The sequence below is a fragment of the Aquipseudomonas guryensis genome (assembly GCF_014164785.1).
Lineage (GTDB): Bacteria > Pseudomonadota > Gammaproteobacteria > Pseudomonadales > Pseudomonadaceae > Aquipseudomonas > Aquipseudomonas guryensis.
In genome coordinates this window covers 200,572-215,633 of the sequence record NZ_JACJFN010000005.1, presented here as the reverse complement: position 1 = coordinate 215,633, position 15,062 = coordinate 200,572, and the positions used below count along the sequence as shown (strand labels likewise).

Below are 15,062 nucleotides of genomic sequence, written 5' to 3'. Positions count from 1 at the left end.
GCTGTTGTTCTTCATCGGCCACGTGCTAGGGTCGCGGCTTTCGATTGCCGTGAGAACGCCCGATGTCCCTTGCCCTGATGCGTCGCCTGAGCCTGGCCGGCCTCTGCGTGCTGGCTGCCAGCCAGGCGCTGGCCGAAAGCTGGCCGGCTGCCGAGTGGTCCAGCCAACCGGTCACCCCGAGCCCCGCGCTCGAGGCGCTGGAGGCCTACGCCTTTCCCGCCCGTGATGACAGCACCCGTCTGGGTGTGCGTACCGATGCGCTGCTGGTGATCAAGGATGGCGTGCTGGTCTACGAGCGCTATGCCGGGCCGAACAACGCGCAGACCCCGCACCTGGCCTGGTCGATCAGCAAGAGCCTGTTCGCCAGCGTGCTCGGCGTGGCCTACGGCGAAGGCCGCTTCAAGCTGGACGATCCGGTGGCGCAGCACTATCCGCCGTTCGCCAAGCATCCGGCGGTGAAGATGGGCCACCTGCTCAACTGGGCTTCGGGTCTCGACTGGCAGGAAGGCTACGAATACGCGCCGTTGACGTCCTCGGTGGTGGCCATGCTCTACACCCGTGGCCGTGGCGACAGCGCCGCCTTCACCGCCACGCACGAACTGGATAGCGTGCCCGGCACGCAATTTCGCTACTCCAGCGGTGACAGCAATGTGCTGTCCGCGGCCCTCAAGCAGATTCTCGGTGAGCCGACTTATCGCGACTATCCCTGGACCGCGCTGTTCGAGCCGCTGGGCATCACCTCGGCGACCTGGGAGCGCGACGCCAGCGGCACCTTGGTTGCTTCCTCCTACGCCTACCTGAGTGCCCGCGACCTGGCCCGTGTCGGCCTGCTCATGCAGCGCGACGGCCGCTGGGGTGAGCGCCAGCTGTTGCCGGCATCCTGGGTGGCGTTCAACCGCACGCCGTTCGCCAACTATCAGCCCGATCCGCAGAAGCCCAATGACGCCGTACCCGGTGGCCAGTGGTGGCTCAACGTGGCCTTGCCGCAGAGCGCCAAGCCCTGGCCGGATGCGCCGGCAACCACCTTCGCCGCCCTCGGCCACTGGGGCCAGGGGCTGTATGTGCTGCCCGAGCAGAAACTGGTGATCGTGCGTTACGCCGATGACCGTGACGGCAGCTACCAGCACAACGAATTGCTCAAGCGGGCCCTGGCCGCCTTTGCCGGAGAACAGCCATGATCAAGCGCCATCCGTTTCTTGCCATTGGCTTGCTCGCACTGCTGATCCTGGCGTTGCTCGGCTGGAGCTACCGCGTCCATCTGATGGCCTTCCCCGGCATCATCGGCGCCTACTCGGCCAAGGAGTACTGCTCCTGTCGCTACGTGGTCGGCAATCCGGCCGACTATTGCGCCGGCTACATCAAACAGTACCTGCCGCTCAGCGAATTGCTCGACGATGCCGCCGGCAAGCAGGTAACCGCTAGCAGCCTCGGCAGCAGCCATACGGCGCTTTGGCTCGGCGTGCGCGAGGGCTGTCAGCTGCAGCCCTAACTCTCTCCCCCGGCTCCTCGGCTTTGGCTTCCTGCGTCGCCCTACCTCCTGCCTCCATGCAGTCGTCTCCCGTGAACGGGAGAGGGGAGCCAAGCGCTTTGAGTGAACAGCATTACGCAATGGCCGGGGCGGCAGGCTTTGCATTGCCGGCCCGGGCCGCTATCGTTGCGCTGAAATAGCCAAGCCCAGTGAGCCCATGTCCAAGCTCTATGCCTTTCTGATAGCCGCCTGCCTGGCCCTGCCGGCGCAGGCCGACTGGTACCTGGATAACGAGTCCTCGCGCCTGTCGTTCATTTCCACCAAGGCCGGCAACCTCTCCGAGGTGCATCGTTTCCTCACCCTGCATGGCAAGGTCGATGCCAAGGGCGCGGTACGTATGCGTGTCGAACTGGAGTCGGTGAGCACCGGCATTCCGGTGCGCGATGAGCGTTTGCGTAATCTGCTGTTCCAGGTCGACAGCTTCCCCGAGGCGAAGATCATGGCTCAGCTCGGCCTGGCGCCAATCACCGACCTGGCCCCCGGCGCCCAGCTGGAGCTGAGCCTGCCGATCCAGGTGGAAATCAGCGGACGCAAACGCGGCTACATGGTCGAATTGTTGGCCACTCGCCTGGATGACCGGCGCTTTCAGGTGGTGACCCTGGCGCCGCTGGTGCTGCATGCCGATGAATTTGGCCTGGCCGATGGCGTCGAGGCCCTGCGCAAGACGGCGCGGCTATCTTCCATCAGCCTGTCGGTACCGGTGGGAGCCGTGCTGATTTTTACCTCGCGATGACGGGCAGCATCTTCCCCTGGAAAGGCGGTAACCACTTTCAGCTGCTGGTCGACGGGCCGGCGTTCTTTCCCGCCATGCTGGCGACCATTGCGCTGGCCGAACGACGGGTGGCGCTGGAGTTGTATCTGGCCGAAGACGGCCGTTGCAGTGAGGCCCTGGTCAACGCCCTGGTCGATGCGGCGCGGCGCGGCGTGGCGGTGCATTGCCTGTTCGACGGCTTCGGCTGCCTGGGCTTTGGCAAGGCATTGCGCCAGCGCCTGGCCAGCGCCGGCGTCGAGTTGCGCCTGTACAACCCGCTGCGCTGGCGGCGCGGGGTACGCAACCTGTACCGCGACCACCGCAAGATCCTGGTAGTGGACGAGAGGGTCGCCTTTGTCGGCGGCACCGGCTCCACCGACGAGTTCTGGGACCCGCAAGCCAGTGTCAGCGCCTGGCACGAGGTGATGGTGCGCATCGAAGGGCCGCTGGTGGCCCACTGGCTGCTGCTGTTCGATTTCCAGTGGCTGGCCTGCGAGGGGCGCCAGCCCTGGCGTGCCGATGGCAATTCGGGCCTGCCGCGCCTGCCGCCCAGCCCGCAGGCGGGGCAGGGCATGGGGAGGGTGGCCTATGCCAACGCCCGCCAGCACCGCGATATTGCCCACTCGCTGTTGCGCAGCGTGAGTCGTGCCAAGCAGCGCATCTGGCTGGCCACTCCGTATTTTCTGCCCAGCTGGAAGGTCCGCCGTTACCTGGTCAAGGCCGCCAGCCGTGGCGTGGAGGTGCGTCTGCTGCTGACCGGCCGGCATACCGACCATCCGCCGATCCGCTATGCCGGCCAGCGCTACTACCCCCGTCTGCTCAAGGCCGGGGTGCGCATCTACGAGTACCAGCCACGCTTCCTGCACCTGAAGATGGTGCTGGTGGACGACTGGGTCAGCGTCGGCTCGTGCAACTTCGATCACTGGAACCTGCGCTTCAACCTGGACGCCAATCTGGAGACCCTCGACCCGGCGTTCAGTCGCGAGGTCGCCGAGTGCTTTGTCAGCGATTTCGCCGCCAGCCAGGAAATCACCCTGCAGGACTGGCACCAACGTCCGTTGCTCAGTCGGATCCGCCAGCGCCTGTGGGGCTGGCTGGATCGCCTGGTGGTCAACCTGCTCGACCGTCGTCGGTAAATCATCGGTAGTAAAGCGCTCCCACTAGGCGGATGCTCGGGACAGCTGTTCCCCTCCTTCCAGAGCCTGCCGCCATGTCCGTCGCCTTCTGGTTCTTCCTGCTGGGTGTCCTGCTGATCAGCATGGTGCTGGTGCGTACGCTGCTGGCCCGCCTGCTGCTCAGCAGTGCCATGGTCTACCTGGCAGTGGGTGTGGCGCTGGGGCCGCTGGGGTTGGCGGTGCTGCGCCTGGACCCGGCCGAGCATGTCACGCTGCTGCTTTGGGCTGCCGAGCTGGCGGTGCTGATTTCCCTGTTCAATGTCGGTCTGAGCATGGGTGCGGTGCCCTTGCGCAACCGCCGTTGGTTGCTGCCGCTGCGCCTGGCCTTTGTCTCCATGGCGCTCACCGTCGGCCTGATTACCCTGGTCGGTGTCTGGGGCCTGGGCCTGTCGCTGGGTGGCGCGGTGCTGCTCGGGGCGATCCTCGCGCCGACCGATCCGGTACTGGCTTCCGGGGTGCAGACCAAACTCAGTGCCCATCCGGATCGCCTGCGTTTCAGCCTGTCGGGCGAGGGCGGCCTCAACGATGGCACGGCCTTTCCCTTCGTCATGCTCGGCCTCGGCCTGCTTGGGCTGCATGAACTGGGCGCCGGCGGCTGGCGTTGGTGGTTGATCGACCTGCTCTGGGCCACCCTCGGCGGCCTGCTGATCGGTGCCCTGGCCGGGGCGTTGATCGGCAAGCTGGTGGTCTATCTGCGTACCCGGCACAGCCTGGCGCTGGGCCTCGACGAATTTCTTTCGCTCGGTCTGATCGCCGTGGCTTATGGTGCGGCGCAACTGTGCCTGGCCTACGGCTTTCTCGCGGTGTTTGCCGCCGGCCTGGCCTTGCAACGGGTCAGGGAACAGCCGCAGCGCGGTACCGCCTCCCTCGGTGCGGCGCCGCGCTTGAGCGGGCACAGCGAGGATGAGCTGGCCGCTCATTCGCACCATGCCAGCGAGGCCATGAGCCATGCGGTGCAAGGGTTCAATGAGCAGCTGGAGAGCCTCGCCGAGCTGGCCCTGGTGCTGCTGGTGGGAGCGATGCTGGCCTACACCCAGCCCACCCTGAACATGCTCTGGTTCATTCCGCTGTTGCTGCTGGTGCTGCGCAGCGTGGCGGTGCTGCTCGGTACCCTGGGCGAACCCATGCTGCCGCGTCAGCGCAGCATGACCTGCTGGTTCGGGATTCGTGGTATTGGTTCGCTCTTCTACCTGATGTTTGCCCTGCAGCAGGGGGTGAGCGGGGCGCTGGCCGAGCAGTTGGTCAGCCTGACGCTGCTGACGGTGGCGGCCTCGATTGTGCTGCACGGGATTTCGGTAGGGCCGCTGATGCGCTGGTATCTGCGCGGCGATAAAGCATGAGTGACTTGGAGCGTATGGCCTGATGGCAAAGATTGAATCCCTGCTGCTGACTGCCGCGCGCATCAGCACCTTCGACGGCAGTTACCTGCTGACCAGCGCCAGCGGCTTCTTCTTCGCCCGTGACGAGCGCCTGTTCCTGGTGACCAGCCGGCACGTGATGATCGACGAGCCGAGCCAGCATTTTCCCGACCGCATCGAGATCGAGGTGCATACCGACCTGCACAACGTGGCGCAGTCCACCGGCTTCTCCATCCCGCTGTATCGCGACGGCAAGAGCCTGTGGCGTCAGGGCGAGGATGGCGCCGGTGAGATCGATGTGGCGGTGATCGAGATCGAGCGGGCGGCGCTGCCGGCGGCGATGATCTATTACGCCTTTACCCCGGCGCACCTGCCCCGTGCCGATCAGCCCGTCGAGGTCGGCACCTCGCTGCTGGTGGTGGGGTTCCCCCTGGGCTTCCACGATACCCTGCACCACATGCCGGTGGTGCGGCATGCGGTGGTGGCGTCTTCCTTCGGCCTGCGCTTCCAGGGGCAGGGCTATTTCCTCACCGATGCACGCACCCACCGGGGCACCAGTGGTGCGCCGGTGGTCATGCGCATGCCGGGGCAGGCCGAGTTGCCCTGGCTGCTGCTCGGCGTGCATTCGGCGCGCCTCGATCTGGGCACGCGCGACCTCGTCCTGGATGAGGCGCTGGGCCTCAACTGCACCTGGTATGCCGACATCCTGCTGACCCTTACCGCGTGAGCCGCGACTCGCATTGAATCCGCCCTAAGAACAGGTTCTAAGCTCGGTAGCGCACCGACAGCCTTTTCCCCGCCTGCCATTGTCCTCTACCCGGATTGCCGCATTTTCGCGGCGCTCAGGATTCCAGAGGTCACCATGAACAAGCCTATTGATCAACGCACTCCCGGCAGCCCGAGCAAAACGGCTGCGCCGACCCAGAAGGGCGGCAACAGCAGCACCCAGCCGTTCTACAAGGCCAATACCCTGAACAAGCAGGACGGCAACCAGGGCCCCGCCAAGGATAACCGTCAGGCTCAGCAGCCGCTCGCCAAGGACCCGGTCAAAGCGCCGCCGCGTGCGGCCCAGGGTGATGACGATCTGATGAGTCAGGAGCCGAAGAAATCATGAGCCTTCCCAGCACGGACGAACTCAAGGGCAAATGGCAGCAGCAGGTAGGCGCCGCCAAGATTGCCTGGGGCAAGTTGACCGAGGATGAGCTGCTGAAATCCGAAGGTCATGCCCAGAAACTCGCCGGCCTGGTGCAGGAGCGTTACGCCATCACCCGTGAAGAGGCGGACGAGCAGGTCAAGAGTTTCATCAAGAAATGCAAATGCTGATGTAAGCCCGCTTCACCGTTGCGCCCAGGTGCAGCGGTGGGCCGGGTTCGTCGGGAACAGTCACTTGACTGCTCTCAAGGCATCACGTCTTTTCCCGAGTGGAGAAACACCATGAACATGCACAAGCAACCGCGCAAACTATTCCTCGCCTCCGCTATCGCCATGGCGATGGCCACCACCAGCTTTGGTGTCATCGCGGCCTCGGCTTCTCAGGAAGTCACCAATGCCCGCCAGGAAACCCAGATCTGGACCACCTACGCGCTGAGCCCTTACCTGCGCGCCAATGACCTCAAGGTTACGGTGGACAACGGCAAGGCCACGCTGACCGGCAATGTTGCCGAAGACGTCAACAAGGACCTGGCCAACGAGATCGCCCTGGGCGTCAAGGGCATCACCGAGGTCGACAACCAGATCGTGGTCAACGCCGACTACCAGCCGGCCAAACCAGGCACCGAGCGCAGCTTCGGCGATACCATCGATGATGCCGGCATCACCGCGACCATCAAGTCGAAGCTGATGTGGGGCAAGAGTACCGATGGCATGTCCACCAATGTTGATACCAAGTACGGCCGGGTGACCCTGCGCGGCACCGCCCAGAACGCCGCCGAGCGCGACCTGGCCGGGCGCATCGCGAAGAATACCCAAGGGGTGGTCGCGGTGGATAACCAGATTAAGGTCAATGCCCTGAAGCCGACCCTGGCCGAAAGTGGCAAGAGCATGGCCGATGAAGCCGGCGATGACATGTCCGACAGCTGGATCACCACCAAGGTCAAGTCGACCCTGCTCTACTCCAGCAATGTGGCCGGTACGGCCATCGATGTCACCACCAACAATGGCGTGGTCAGCCTCCGCGGCCAGGTCAATAACGGCGCCGAGCGCGACCTGGCGATCGAACTCGCGCAGAACGTGCGCGGGGTGAAAAGCGTGCAGTCCAAAGAGCTGCTGTTTTAACGCAGCGCACCTTGCTGCGGGGTCATCACGCCGGCGCATCAGCGGCGGCGTGGCGATCCGTTTGCACCGATTCCAGGGAGAGGCTGCTGTCACGCACCGGGCCTTGCTGGCCGGGCCGCGCTAACTCCATAGCCCTCCATTGTCCGGAGGGTTTTTTATGTCCAGCGTCGGCTGCTTGAAGCTGAAGTTGCTGCCTATGCTGCTGTGCCTGGCGCAGCTGACGGCATGCAGCGTATTGCCGACCCTGGTGCCGGACATGGCACACAGCAAGTCGCCCGTGGCCCTGGACAGCAGCGCCGGGCCGCTGTCGGCGGCACGCAGCAAGGCCGTCATCGAGCGCCTGCAGGCCAGCGGCGCGCCGACCCATATCTTCGACCTGCACCTGGCGATCGAGGAGTCGATCAGCGGCAGCCCGCTGATGACCGGCAACCGGGTCGACTTACTGCAGGACGGGCCGAACACCTACCAGGCGATGCTCGCGGCGATCGACACGGCCCGCGACCATATCAACCTGGAAAGCTACATCTTCGACGGCGACGAGGTCGGCAAGCGTTTCGCCCAGGCGCTGATCGCCCGGCAGCGCGCCGGTGTGCAGGTCAACCTGATCCACGACAGCGTCGGCACCCTGGGCACACCGCAGGCGTTCTTCAAGGAGTTGAGCGAGGCCGGCGTGCAGATCGTCGAGTTCAACCCGGTCAATCCGCTGACCGCCAAGGCCGGTTGGGAGATGAACCAGCGCGACCACCGCAAGCTGCTGATCATCGACGGGCGCATCGCCTTTCTCGGCGGGGTCAATATCAGCAGCGTGTACTCCGGCAGCTCGCTGCGCCTGGGCAGCCAGGCCGACCCGGAGCAGGCCTTGCCCTGGCGCGACACCCACCTGCGCCTGGAAGGGCCGGTGGTCGGCGAGCTGCAGAAACTGTTCATCATCACCTGGGCCAAGCAGCACGGCCCGCCGCTGGTGGCGCGGCATTACTTCCCGCCACTCGAACCGCGCGGCAACGAAGTGGTGCGCGCCATCGGCAGTTCGCCGGACGATCCCTACAGCCTGATCTACGTCACCCTGATCTCTGCCCTGCGCAGTGCGCAGAGCGAGATCTGGCTGACCAACGCCTACTTCGTACCCGACCCGCAGCTGCTCGCCACCCTCAAGGAGGCGGTGACGCGCGGCGTCGACGTGCGCCTGGTGCTGCCCAGCAGCACCGACTCCTGGCTGGTGTTCCACGCCGGCCGCGCCTACTACGACGAACTGCTGCAGGCCGGCGTGCGCCTGTACGAGCGCCACGATGCGCTGCTGCACGTGAAGACCGCGGTGATCGATGGCGTCTGGTCGACCGTCGGCTCGACCAACCTCGACTGGCGCAGCTTCCTGCACAACCAGGAAGTCAACGCCGTGGTGCTCGGCACCGACTTCGGCGAAAAAATGCGCGCGGTGTTTCGCGCCGATCTGGCCAAGTCGCGCGAAATCACTCTGCAGGCCTGGCAGGACCGCGCCTACCCGGTGCGCGCCCAGGAACTGTTCGCCCGCCTCTGGGAGTACTGGCTATGACCCCGACCCGCCTGCTGTGCCTGATGCTGCTGTGCGCCCCGAGCGGCCTGTTGCAGGCGGCTGATGCGCCGACCCTGCGCGCCCGCCACCAGGCGCTGGCGGCGCAACTGGCGAGCAACCAGTTCCAGCGCCCGCTGTACCTGGAGTCGAGCCAGGCCGACAACCAGTTGCAGGGTGATATCTACGCCGAAGTGGCCCAGCCCTTCGCCAAGGCCGGCCCGGCGCTGCAGGGCATCGAGCAGTGGTGCGAGCTGCTGATCCTGCACCTCAACGTCAAGGGCTGCCACGCCTCGGCGGCCGGCGCCCAGGCCGTGCTCAAGCTGCATGTCGGGCGCAAGTTCGATCAAGCGCTGGCCGATGCCTACCCCTTCGCGTTTCGCTACCAGGTCCAGGCCGCGACTGCCGACTACCTGCGCGTAGCGCTGCAGGCCGCCGAGGGGCCGCTGGGCACCCGCGACTACCGCATCGTCCTCGAAGTGCTGGCGCTGGATGAGCAGCGCAGCTTTCTCCATCTGTCCTACGCCTATACCTATGGCGCCGCGGCCAACCTGGCCATGCAGGGCTACCTGGCCACCACCGGGCGCGACAAGGTCGGCTTCAGCATCATCGGCCAGACCGCCAGCGGCCAGCCGGTCTACCAGGGCGACATGCGCGGTGTGGTCGAGCGCAACACCATGCGCTACTACCTGGCGGTGGATGCCTACCTGGGCGCCCTGGGGCTGCCTGCTGCAGCACGCCAGGAACAGCGCCTGAACGACTGGCACAGTGGCGTCGAGCGCTATCCACGCCAGCTACACGAGTTGGAACGGGCGGACTACCTGGCCATGAAATATCAGGAGATCGAACGCCAGCAGGCCTTGCAGCAGGGGACGGTGGTCGAGTGAAAGAGGCCCTGTGTGTGCGACGGCGTACAGATCAACCGCACGCCGTGCGCCCATGCTGTGAGCATGTAGGGCAACGCTGCACCGCCTGCTAAACCCGTCCATTTCTTCACGCTGCAAGGGGAATCCCATGAGCTTGGGTACCATACTGTTGATCGTCCTGATCCTGCTGCTGATCGGCGTCATCCCGGCCTGGCCACACAGTCGCAGCTGGGGCTACGCGCCCAGCGGAGGCCTGGGGCTGGTGGTGATCATCCTGATCGTGCTGTTGTTGCTCGGGCGTATCTGAACGCTGCCCAGACCTGTGCGTACACGCGTACGTGCAGGTCTGGGCATAGGCGTTAGCCCATTATTCGAGGCGGACTTCGCGCGGTGTAATGACCATGTCGATGTCCTTGTACTCGCCTGCCGATGCCTTGATCACCTCACGGGCGATGGCGGTTTCCTGCTCGTTGTAGGTTTTCGCCACCAGCACCACGTCACCCTGAGTGATGGCCCCGCTGATCATTTCGGTGAACCTCCCGCCCGGCGCGCCCGGGCCCCGCGCCGCGCCAATCGCGCTGCCGAGAAAAGCCCCGATGAACGCGCCCCAACCCAGCAGCATCAGCGGCGCCAGCAGCGGGCTGGCGCTGAACAGGTTGATGTCGTTGACGATCAGCATCATCTCCACTGCGGCGCCCAGGCCGATACCGATGCCGGCGCCGATGGCGCCCACGACCAGCATGTCCTTCAGTACGCCATTGCTGCGGCGTTGCGGTGTGGGGGCGGGCGGGGCATTGCCGTCGCCGGTGAAGATCTGCAGGTCTTCGTTGTGCAAACCACGTTGAATCAGTTGCGCCAGGGTGCTTTCGGCCGGCGCACGCTGGGGGAAGAAACCCGAGACGTTGTGGCAATAACGATCCATGGTGGTACTCCAAGGCGGGAACCGTACGCGACGGTTGAGCCCCGAGCCTGGGCGCCCGCGTCCTTGCCGTCTGTGCGCCCGCGAACGCAGGCGCGCGTGGCCGGCCTGGGTGCGCTGGCGCACGGTGATGCAGAGCTTGGCCAAGGCATGCTGATGGGTATCGAGCCGGGGCCACGGGGGTTCCGGCAGCGCCACCTTCGCGAGGCATAGCCATGCACAAGCCACATCTTCTCCTGCTGCCGGGGCTGCTCTGCGATGCACGGCTCTGGCAACAACAGGCGGCGGACTTGGCCGATCGGGCCCATATCACGGTCGCCGACCTGAGCCAGGCCGACTCCATTGCCGGGCTGGCCGAGCAGGTCCTGGCCCAGGCGCCTGCCGAGTGCTTTGCCCTGGCGGGCTTGTCCATGGGCGGTTATGTCGCCCTGGAGATCCTGCGCCGCGCGCCGCAACGCGTGCTCGGCCTGGCCTTGCTGGATACCAGCGCACAGGCCGACAGTGATGCCGCAAAGCGGGCCCGCATCGACCTCATGGGGCAGGCTGAAGAGGACTTTGCCGCGTTGGTGATCAGCCTACTGCCGAAGTTCGTGCACCCTGCACATTTGCGTGATTCGGCGCTGCTCGAGGTGATCACGGCCATGGCCCACAGTCTCGGCCGAGAGGTGTTCCTGCGCCAGCAACGGGCCATGCTCGGGCGTATCGACAGCCGCCTGGGGCTGGTGCAGATCAAGTGTCCGACCCTGGTGCTGTGCGGCTGGGAAGATGCCATCACGCCGCTGACCCTGCACCAGGAGCTGGCTACGGCCATCGTCGGCGCACAACTGGTGATGATCAAGGAGTGTGGCCACCTGTCCTGCCTGGAACAGCCGCAGGCGGTGACCCGCGCCCTCGAGACCTGGTTGCAGCGTTTGCCAGGCTGAGCGCGAGCCGCCTAGGGTGGATCGTGCTTCAGCGATCCACCGGGGGAGCCGGTGGTGGATCAACAGAGCGTCATCCACCCCGCCCTACGGCCTGATCCTGTAGGAGCCAGGGGGACGCCTAGTCCTTGCTGGCGATACGCAGATAGCGTCCCGCTGATCGCCAGCAAGCTGGCTCCTACAAAAGCTTGTGCTGGAAAACAGTATCTACGCATTCTGCAACCCCGCGTCGACCTGGGTGCGCGCGGGCCCCGGGAGACGTGGACAGGCTCTTACATCAATTGATCGATAAGAACCGCGTTGCTGTAGATCAGACTGCCATCGTTGAGGCGATGGCCGACCAGGTGGAACTGGCCGCGCTGGTCATCCTCGCGCAGATAGACGCGCAGCTTGCAGTCGGCCAACGGCCCGTAGCCCACGGGCAGGTGCAGGTCCAGCGTGTCCAGGTCGACCTCGACCATGACTTCCTTGGCGTGCCCCTGCTGCAGCTGTTCCTCGGCCTGTTCAAGGTGCAGGTGATCGTCGCCATTCAGATAGAACTCGATGTGCTCGATCGGCGTGGACTGTTCTGCGCCACTGGGTTTGCACCAGCCTTCGATGCTGAAGCTGCTCATGGTCATTCCTCGTGTTGTAGGGGCACGACACGGGAGTGCCTTGCCGGATAGGGGTTAGGGCAGCAACTGCCAGACCTCGGTATTGGCCAGTTCCTGGATGCTGGCGTGCTGCGGTTCGCCGTGGATCGGGCTGAGCTCGTAGCTGCAGGTCGACTCGTAGGTGGCGGCGTAGCGGATGCCGCTGAGTTTGTGCAGATAGAGCAGCAGTGGGTGGCACTGCGCATTGATGTGCTGAACCAGGTGGGATTCGATCATGCCGTTCATTGCGTGGCCTGCTGCAGCGCATGCTGCGGTGGTTTGTTTCATCCTGCGCGCCGCCAGGGGCTCGGTCTGTACGCCATCGAACTCAGTACGCCAATCACCGAGCCGGCCCCGCTAGCCGCAACGGCTGTTGCACGCGCCAGCGGCGTGGCAAGGCGCCGAACTCTGTACGCCGCCGCACCGACCAGGCCAGGTACTGCGGGCAAGCTGGACAGCCCACAGACAAGGTGACCGTCATGCATAGCAAAGCGCCTTTAAGCAGTGTCGAAACCCTGCGCCAGCAGGCCCGTCAACATATCGAACAAGGGGCCGTCACCGCCGGCTATACGGCTGACCGTAACGAGGTGCTCCGGCTGCTCAACGAGGCCCTGGCCACGGAAATCGTCTGCGTGCTGCGTTACCGGCGCCACCACTTCATGGCGCGGGGGATTCACGGCAAAAGCGTCGCCGATGAGTTCCTCCTGCACTCCAACGAGGAGCAGGGCCATGCCGACCTGCTGGCCGGGCGTATCGTGCAGCTGGGCGGCGAACCGGATTTCGCCCCGGACAGCCTGAGTCGCCGCAGCCATGCGGAGTACGTGGCGGGCGCTTCGCTGCTGGAGATGATTCGGGAGAATCTGGTGGCCGAGCGTATTGCCATCGACAGCTACCGCGAGCTGATCCAGTACCTCGGCGATGAGGACCCGACCACCAGCCTGTTGCTCAAGGGCATTCTCGCGGTGGAAGAGGAACACGCCGACGAACTGGCCGACCTGCTGGAAACCCTGCCGGTCAAACCCTGGACGCCGCACGCCGCGATCCTTGAGTGAAGCTGTCCAGGGTCGGGTGCCGTTTCGGCTGTGAGCGAAACGGCAACCGACCCTAGCGCTCGTCGTCGGGCGCTGGCAGCAGCGGCGGGTTGTGCGTGGCCGAATGCAGCAGCCTGGCCAGCAGCAGGGCACCGCCCAGGCCGCGCACCAGGCGCGGGCCGAGCAGCACCATGGCCACTTGCGAGGCCAGGCGCAAAGCCACGGCGGGGCGCTGGGTGATCAGGCGCATGGTCAGGCTGCGTGGAAAGACATCGTCCGCCGGGCCGCTTGGCGCGAGCAGATGACGGATGCGTTGACGTTGCACAAGCAGGCGCTGACGCAGGGCCAGACGTTGCTCGCGCAGGGTGGTGACGGGGTCTGTGCTCATAACCTGCTCTTGAGTAGGGCCAGATCCGCGGCCAGCTCTTCGCGGGTGGCGGCAAAGCTCGCGCTGCTGCGTGCCGCCAGCAGCCGGAAGCGGTACCAGGCAGCGGCGCAGCCGAGCCCATGCACCAGCAGCAGGCCGAGCAACGCGGGAATCCGGTAGGGGGTGGCCCAGCTCAGCACCAGTACCAGGGTGCTGCACAGCAGCAGCAGGGTCAGGCCACAGGCAAAGCCGAACAGGGTGGCCAGCAGCATCTGCAGCAGGCGATTGCGTTCTTCTGCCCACTCCACCCGCGCCAGTTGCCCATGCAGAGCCGTTTGCGCCAGTAGCGCACGGCCTGCCGAGCGCAGCAGACGCAGCAGCGCGAACAGGTTGAGATCGTTAGGCGGCGGGCCCAGGTGGGCCTGCGCATCGGCGCGCGTCTCATCGACGGGCGCCGCGTGCTCCTCAGGTTGTTGGGTCATTGCGCAGGCTGGCTATGGCTAGCTGCGACGCGCGATCACGAGACCGAACAAGAAGGCGATGGCGGCACTGGCACCGACGGCTTTCCAGGGTTGCTCGTGGACGTAGGCGTTGGTCACGTTGGCGGTCTGCCGGGCACGTTGCACCACCGTTTCACCCATGTCCTCGGCGGTAGCCTTGGCGCTGGCGATCCGGGCATTGAGCTTGACCCGTGCACGCGCCAGGTCGTCGCCGGTCAGCGAGGTGGTTTCCTTGATCAGGTCCTCAATGTCCGAGAGGAAGTTGTGAAACTCGCGGGATACGCTGGACTGCGTGCCGGCATGGTTGCTTTTGGCGCTGTTGGCGCCTTGGCCGAGGTTGCCTGGCTCGTTGATGTTCGTCGGATTGTGCATGGTTGACTCCTTCTGGATGGCATCGCCGCAAGGCAGCGGGTACGCAACCGCTGGTAAGGCGAGTCGGTTGACGCGGTGATTGGCAAGCCTGGGCGCTGCGAGCCAGAGCGTCTGTGCGTCAGCGAACGGACGCCAATATTTTCCTGCAAAGGGGGAAATTAGCTGCGCTTATGCGCGCCAGCGTACGGACGGGCCCTAGACGGGCTGGCATCGTCCTCATCCCGAGTTGCGTCCTTTACTCGCTGCCGGGGGGTCTACAGGAGGTCACCATGCACAAGCCGATTGATCCGCATCGCCCCGTAACACCTGGTTCGCCTGCAGAGCGACCGAATCCGGACGTCACTCAGCCACCTGTCGGCGATCCGCTGCAGCAGCCACTGCCAGGCGAGCAGCACGACCCGCTGCTCGATCCCCGACCGGAGATCAAGGAACCCAGGCGTAGTGAGCGTGAAGAGCTGCTGGACGGCTATGCAGGCCCCGCCGAGGACGATGAGCGATTTGCCAGCATCGAGCCGTATCAGTGAGCGGCTTGCCCAGTGCCGCCAAGTTGTGTGGCCAATGCAAGCAGCAGATCGGGGTGGTCACGCTGGCCTGGGGCCATTTGACCGACAACCAGCGGCTGATCAGTCGAGGCCAGGCTCTGCGCCTGGCGGGGCTGTTGCAGGCGCGTTACGCCTTCTCGCGTGACGAAGCCGATGCCCAGGTCAAGGCGTTCATCGAGAAGAGCAAGTGTTGAGCTGAGCTGAGCCAGGCTGCCTGACGCTTCGTCCATCGCTGTGGACCTCGGCATCTGGAGCTTTCAGTGGAGTTTCCACCTTTTTCG

The 15,062-nt window shown here is 65.2% G+C and carries 22 protein-coding genes; 16 read left to right on the top strand and 6 right to left on the bottom strand.

Translation table 11 applies throughout. The features are described from left to right. The first annotated feature begins 62 nt into the window (after positions 1-62). From H3H45_RS18685 to H3H45_RS18630, 12 genes are all read left to right on the top strand, one after another. Positions 63-1,178 carry a serine hydrolase domain-containing protein gene (locus tag H3H45_RS18685; protein WP_182835204.1) on the top strand — a complete coding sequence of 372 codons (1,116 nt, stop codon included), beginning with the start codon at positions 63-65 and terminating at the stop codon, positions 1,176-1,178. Beyond that, on the top strand, positions 1,175-1,489 hold the full coding sequence (locus H3H45_RS18680; protein ID WP_182835203.1) for an amidase: 315 nt from the start codon (positions 1,175-1,177) through the stop codon (positions 1,487-1,489). The genes H3H45_RS18685 and H3H45_RS18680 overlap by 4 nt, the downstream gene beginning before the upstream one ends. A gap of 196 nt (positions 1,490-1,685) precedes the next feature. Beyond that, positions 1,686-2,261: a YceI family protein gene (locus H3H45_RS18675; RefSeq protein ID WP_182835202.1), complete on the top strand. Its 576-nt coding sequence runs from the start codon at positions 1,686-1,688 to the stop codon at positions 2,259-2,261. Next, complete coding sequence (locus H3H45_RS18670) at positions 2,258-3,415, top strand: phospholipase D-like domain-containing protein (RefSeq protein WP_182835201.1); 1,158 nt, start codon at positions 2,258-2,260, stop codon at positions 3,413-3,415. Before H3H45_RS18675 ends, H3H45_RS18670 begins: the two co-directional genes overlap by 4 nt. 74 nt (positions 3,416-3,489) lie before the next feature. Further along, complete coding sequence (locus tag H3H45_RS18665) at positions 3,490-4,794, top strand: cation:proton antiporter (protein WP_182835200.1); 1,305 nt, start codon at positions 3,490-3,492, stop codon at positions 4,792-4,794. A gap of 22 nt (positions 4,795-4,816) precedes the next feature. Further along, a complete protein-coding gene (locus H3H45_RS18660) occupies positions 4,817-5,539 on the top strand; it encodes a S1 family peptidase (protein ID WP_182835199.1) in 723 nt (240 codons plus the stop codon). Between the two features lie 135 nt (positions 5,540-5,674). Further along, complete coding sequence (locus H3H45_RS18655) at positions 5,675-5,926, top strand: hypothetical protein (protein ID WP_182835198.1); 252 nt, start codon at positions 5,675-5,677, stop codon at positions 5,924-5,926. Further along, entirely contained in the window at positions 5,923-6,135 is a 213-nt protein-coding gene (locus tag H3H45_RS18650; protein WP_182835197.1) for a CsbD family protein, read from the top strand. Before H3H45_RS18655 ends, H3H45_RS18650 begins: the two co-directional genes overlap by 4 nt. 111 nt (positions 6,136-6,246) lie before the next feature. Next, positions 6,247-7,086: a BON domain-containing protein gene (locus H3H45_RS18645; protein ID WP_235983819.1), complete on the top strand. Its 840-nt coding sequence runs from the start codon at positions 6,247-6,249 to the stop codon at positions 7,084-7,086. 157 nt (positions 7,087-7,243) lie between these two features. After that, positions 7,244-8,635 carry a cardiolipin synthase gene (gene cls / locus H3H45_RS18640; RefSeq protein WP_235983817.1) on the top strand — a complete coding sequence of 464 codons (1,392 nt, stop codon included), beginning with the start codon at positions 7,244-7,246 and terminating at the stop codon, positions 8,633-8,635. Then, a complete protein-coding gene (locus H3H45_RS18635) occupies positions 8,632-9,519 on the top strand; it encodes a hypothetical protein (protein WP_182835196.1) in 888 nt (295 codons plus the stop codon). Before cls ends, H3H45_RS18635 begins: the two co-directional genes overlap by 4 nt. 127 nt (positions 9,520-9,646) lie before the next feature. Beyond that, positions 9,647-9,805, top strand: a complete 159-nt coding sequence (locus H3H45_RS18630) for a DUF3309 family protein (RefSeq protein ID WP_182835195.1) — start codon at positions 9,647-9,649, stop codon at positions 9,803-9,805. A gap of 60 nt (positions 9,806-9,865) precedes the next feature. Here H3H45_RS18630 and H3H45_RS18625 read toward each other — a convergent pair whose 3' ends face one another. Beyond that, positions 9,866-10,420 (bottom strand): hypothetical protein, encoded by a 555-nt coding sequence (locus H3H45_RS18625; RefSeq protein ID WP_182835194.1) that lies wholly within the window; start codon positions 10,418-10,420, stop codon positions 9,866-9,868. A 212-nt stretch (positions 10,421-10,632) separates the two neighbouring features. Here H3H45_RS18625 and H3H45_RS18620 point away from each other — a divergent pair, with 212 nt between their 5' ends. Next, a complete protein-coding gene (locus tag H3H45_RS18620; protein WP_182835193.1) occupies positions 10,633-11,340 on the top strand; it encodes an alpha/beta fold hydrolase in 708 nt (235 codons plus the stop codon). Between the two features lie 269 nt (positions 11,341-11,609). On the opposite strand, the gene H3H45_RS18615 is transcribed toward H3H45_RS18620, so the two are convergent. Both H3H45_RS18615 and H3H45_RS18610 read right to left on the bottom strand, forming a co-directional pair. Further along, positions 11,610-11,951: a hypothetical protein gene (locus H3H45_RS18615; protein ID WP_182835192.1), complete on the bottom strand. Its 342-nt coding sequence runs from the start codon at positions 11,949-11,951 to the stop codon at positions 11,610-11,612. A gap of 54 nt (positions 11,952-12,005) precedes the next feature. Continuing rightward, entirely contained in the window at positions 12,006-12,215 is a 210-nt protein-coding gene (locus tag H3H45_RS18610) for a hypothetical protein (RefSeq protein ID WP_182835191.1), read from the bottom strand. Positions 12,216-12,448: 233 nt separating this feature from the next. Here H3H45_RS18610 and H3H45_RS18605 point away from each other — a divergent pair, with 233 nt between their 5' ends. Then, complete coding sequence (locus H3H45_RS18605) at positions 12,449-13,021, top strand: ferritin-like domain-containing protein (protein WP_182835190.1); 573 nt, start codon at positions 12,449-12,451, stop codon at positions 13,019-13,021. Between the two features lie 52 nt (positions 13,022-13,073). Here H3H45_RS18605 and H3H45_RS18600 read toward each other — a convergent pair whose 3' ends face one another. From H3H45_RS18600 to H3H45_RS18590, 3 genes are read right to left on the bottom strand one after another with little or no spacing between them, the layout of a single operon-like run. Beyond that, positions 13,074-13,388, bottom strand: a complete 315-nt coding sequence (locus tag H3H45_RS18600; protein WP_182835189.1) for a hypothetical protein — start codon at positions 13,386-13,388, stop codon at positions 13,074-13,076. Continuing rightward, positions 13,385-13,849 carry a phage holin family protein gene (locus H3H45_RS18595; RefSeq protein ID WP_235983815.1) on the bottom strand — a complete coding sequence of 155 codons (465 nt, stop codon included), beginning with the start codon at positions 13,847-13,849 and terminating at the stop codon, positions 13,385-13,387. Before H3H45_RS18595 ends, H3H45_RS18600 begins: the two co-directional genes overlap by 4 nt. An 18-nt stretch (positions 13,850-13,867) precedes the next feature. After that, positions 13,868-14,239 (bottom strand): DUF883 family protein, encoded by a 372-nt coding sequence (locus H3H45_RS18590; protein ID WP_182835188.1) that lies wholly within the window; start codon positions 14,237-14,239, stop codon positions 13,868-13,870. 269 nt (positions 14,240-14,508) lie between these two features. On the opposite strand from H3H45_RS18590, the gene H3H45_RS18585 reads away from it, so the two are divergent. Both H3H45_RS18585 and H3H45_RS18580 read left to right on the top strand, forming a co-directional pair. Continuing rightward, a complete protein-coding gene (locus tag H3H45_RS18585; RefSeq protein WP_182835187.1) occupies positions 14,509-14,763 on the top strand; it encodes a hypothetical protein in 255 nt (84 codons plus the stop codon). Then, positions 14,760-14,975 (top strand): CsbD family protein, encoded by a 216-nt coding sequence (locus H3H45_RS18580; protein WP_328822417.1) that lies wholly within the window; start codon positions 14,760-14,762, stop codon positions 14,973-14,975. The genes H3H45_RS18585 and H3H45_RS18580 overlap by 4 nt, the downstream gene beginning before the upstream one ends. Positions 14,976-15,062: the final 87 nt, after the last annotated feature.